This is a genomic window from Micromonospora sp. I033 (assembly GCF_053890995.1).
The window spans coordinates 1-3194 of the sequence record NZ_JBSSLX010000359.1 but is presented as its reverse complement, the minus strand read 5'-3'; the positions used below and the strand labels follow the sequence as shown (position 1 = coordinate 3194).

Annotated in this window: 4 protein-coding genes; 3 read left to right on the top strand and 1 reads right to left on the bottom strand. The window is 72.5% G+C overall.

What is annotated here, in order from left to right; translation table 11 throughout:
• Positions 1-115: 115 nt before the first annotated feature.
• Positions 116-1078 (top strand): NADH-quinone oxidoreductase subunit NuoH, encoded by a 963-nt coding sequence (nuoH, locus tag ACW0Q9_RS30020; protein WP_456187059.1) that lies wholly within the window; start codon positions 116-118, stop codon positions 1076-1078.
• Between the two features lie 22 nt (positions 1079-1100).
• Here the strand turns inward: nuoH and ACW0Q9_RS30015 are convergent, their stop codons facing one another.
• Positions 1101-2156, bottom strand: a complete 1056-nt coding sequence (locus ACW0Q9_RS30015) for a glutathione S-transferase family protein (RefSeq protein WP_456187057.1) — start codon at positions 2154-2156, stop codon at positions 1101-1103.
• 95 nt (positions 2157-2251) lie between these two features.
• On the opposite strand from ACW0Q9_RS30015, the gene ACW0Q9_RS30010 reads away from it, so the two are divergent.
• Both ACW0Q9_RS30010 and ACW0Q9_RS30005 read left to right on the top strand, forming a co-directional pair.
• Positions 2252-2674 (top strand): ester cyclase, encoded by a 423-nt coding sequence (locus tag ACW0Q9_RS30010; RefSeq protein WP_456187055.1) that lies wholly within the window; start codon positions 2252-2254, stop codon positions 2672-2674.
• A gap of 78 nt (positions 2675-2752) precedes the next feature.
• On the top strand, positions 2753-3194 hold a 442-nt coding region (locus ACW0Q9_RS30005), incomplete at its 3' end, for a NuoI/complex I 23 kDa subunit family protein (protein ID WP_456187053.1).

The following is a 3194-nucleotide window of genomic DNA, read 5'->3' as shown; positions in this document are numbered from 1 at the left end:
AACCCGGACCCGCGCCGGCGGAGCCCGGCCCGGTCGGGCGGCCGGTGCCCGGTGAGCGCCCGGCCGGCCCCGCGCGGCAGGAGCCGGCGGCCGGCGCCGAGGAGGGGGAGGGCTGATGCCGGCCTGGTTGGAACTGGTCCTCCGGGTGGCGGGCGTGCTGGTCGCATTCCTCACCCTGCCGCTGATCGTGGGCCAGGCCGAGCACAAGGTGATGGCCCACATGCAGGGCCGGCTCGGCCCGATGTACGCGGGCGGCTTCCACGGCTGGGCGCAGCTGGTCGCCGACGGCATCAAGTTCGTGCAGAAGGAGGACGTCACCCCACGCGAGGCGGACCGGCCGGTGTTCCGGCTGGCCCCGGCGGTGGCCCTGGTGCCCTACCTGCTCGCCCTGCTGGTCATCCCGCTCGGTCCGGGCGACCTGGTCGGGCAGCCGCTGGACATCGGCCTCTTCTTCGTGCTGGCCGTGGTCGGCATCGGGGTGCTGGCGGTGCTGATGTCGGCCTGGGCCTCGGCCAACAAGTACAGCCTGCTCGGCGGGCTGCGCGGGGCGGCCCAGCTGCTCGGCTACGAGCTGCCGCTGGTGCTCGCCGCCGCGTCGGTGGCGATGGCGGCCGGGACGCTCAGCCTGCCCGGGATCGTGGAGGCGTGGCGCCCCTGGTGGTTGCTCTGGCAGGCGCCGGCCATGGTGATCTTCTTCGTCGCCGGGCTGGCCGAGATCCGCCGGCCCCCGTTCGACATGCCGGTGGCCGACTCCGAGCTGGTCTTCGGCTTCATGACCGAGTACACCGGCCTGCGCTTCGCCTTCTTCCTGCTCGCCGAGTACGTCGGCATCGTGGTGATCGCCGCGCTGACCACGGTGCTCTTCCTCGGCGGCTGGCAGGGCCCGTTCGCCGACGCCCAGCTCGGCTGGCTGTGGACCCTGCTCAAGGTGTTCGCCGTCGCGTTCGTGATCATCTGGCTCCGGGTGAGCTACCCGCGGCTGCGCGAGGACCAGCTCCAGCGCCTGTGCTGGCTGGTGTTGGTCCCGCTGGCCCTGGCCCAGCTGGTGCTGACCGCCGCCGTCCGCCTGGCGATGTGAGGACGGGCCCTCCTCGCGGGGGTCAGTCGATGTCGCGCAGCGGGGTGTGTGCCGGGTCGACGCGTTCCTCCGGCGGGGCCGGCAGCGGCGGGGTGCCGTCGCCGAACGGGCGGCCGCCGAGCTGCTCGCGGCCGTGCGGGGTGAGCCAGTTCGCCAGGTCCGGGCCGAGTGGCACCACCCCGGTCGGGTTGATGTCCCGGTGCACCTCGTAGTAGTGCCGCTTGATGTGGTCGAAGTCGACGGTGTCGCCGAAGCCCGGCGTCTGGAACAGGTCCCGGGCGTACGCCCAGAGCACCGGCATCTCGGTGAGTTTCTGCCGGTTGCACTTGAAGTGGCCGTGGTAGACCGGGTCGAAGCGGACCAGCGTGGTGAACAGCCGCACGTCCGCCTCGGTGATCGTGTCGCCGACCAGGTATCGCTGCCCGGTGAGCCGCTCGGTCAACCAGTCCAGCCGGTCGAAGAGCCGGTGGTACGCCCGCTCGTACGCCTCCTGGCTGCCGGCGAAGCCGCACCGGTAGACGCCGTTGTTCACGTCCGCGAAGACCACCGCGTTGACCTCGTCGATCTCGGCGCGCAACCGCTCCGGGTAGAGCTCCGGCGCGCCCGGCCGGTGATACGCCGTCCACTCCGTCGACAGGTCCAGGCTCATCCGGGCGTAGTCGTTGGTGACCACCTGCCCGGTCGGCACGTCCACCATCGCCGGCACGGTGATGCCCCGCTCGTAGCCGGGGAAGCGCGTGAAGTAGGCCTCGGCGAGCCGCTCGATGCCGAGCACCGGGTCCCGGCCGCCCGGGTCGAGGTCGAAGGTCCAGCTCCGCTTGTCGTGGGTGGGGCCGGCCACCGCCATCGAGATGGCGTCCTCCAGCCCGAGCAGCCGCCGGACGATGATCAGCCGGTTCGCCCACGGGCAGGCCCGGCTGACCGCCAGCCGGTACCGGCCCGGCTCCACCGGCCAGTCGCTCGTCCCGTCGGCGGTGATCCGGGTGGCGATGTAGCGCTGGTCCCGGGTGAACTCGCCGCCCGGCTCGACGTACTTGCCGCCGGTCCGGTTGAGGATCTCGTCGCCCTTGTCGCCCACGCCGCCTCCCGAGGATGTCTCGTTCCCGTCCCATCATGGTCGCTCGGGAGACCTCCGTCAGGCCGAGTGGGCAGGACCGGGGCTAGGCTGCCGCGGTGACCGATGTGGAGGCGGCGGCCCGACGTTTCATCGCCGACGTGTGGAACGCCGGCCGCGAGGAGAGCGCGTACGACCTGATCGCCGCGGACTGCCCGGGGCTGGGCGGGACCGGCCCGGAGGCCACCCTGGCCTGGCACCGCGACCGGCGGGCGTCCTTCCCCGACCTGCGCTACAAGGTCGTCGAGGTGGTGGCCGCCGGCGCACGGGTGGCCGTGCACTGGCGGGCCGCGGGCACCCAGGCCGGGCAGTTCGGCCCGGTGCCGCCGACCGGCCGCGTGGTCAGCTACTCGGGGGCCACCTTCCTCCGCTTCGACGAGACCGGCCGGATCGCCGACGTGTGGAGCGTCAACGAGCTGTTCCAGGTGCTCCAGCAACTCGGCGTCGAGATGCTCCCGCCGCTGCCGGCCACCGACGCCTGACCGGCCCGGCGGTCCGCCCGCGGGAGATCCGCCGGGTGGTGGTCGCGCGCGCCGGGGGCACAGGGCAGGATGGGCGGCATGAGCGAGCGCAGCGGCGTGCCCGGCGGGGGGCTGGCGAAGGGCCTGGCGGTCACGCTGAAGACGATGACCCGCCGCTCGACCACGCAGCAGTACCCGGACGTGGCTCCCGAGCTGCCCCCCCGCTCCCGCGGCGTGATCGCGCTGCTGGAGGAGAACTGCACGGTCTGCATGCTCTGCGCCCGCGAGTGCCCGGACTGGTGCATCTACATCGACTCCCACAAGGAGGAGGTGGCGGTCCCCGGCGCCGCCCGCCCCCGCCAGCGCAACGTGCTCGACAAGTTCGACATCGACTTCTCGCTCTGCATGTACTGCGGCATCTGCATCGAGGTCTGCCCGTTCGACGCGCTCTACTGGTCCCCGGAGTTCGAGTACGCCGAGTACGACATCAAGGACCTGCTGCACGACAAGGACCACCTGGGCGAGTGGATGGTCACCGTCC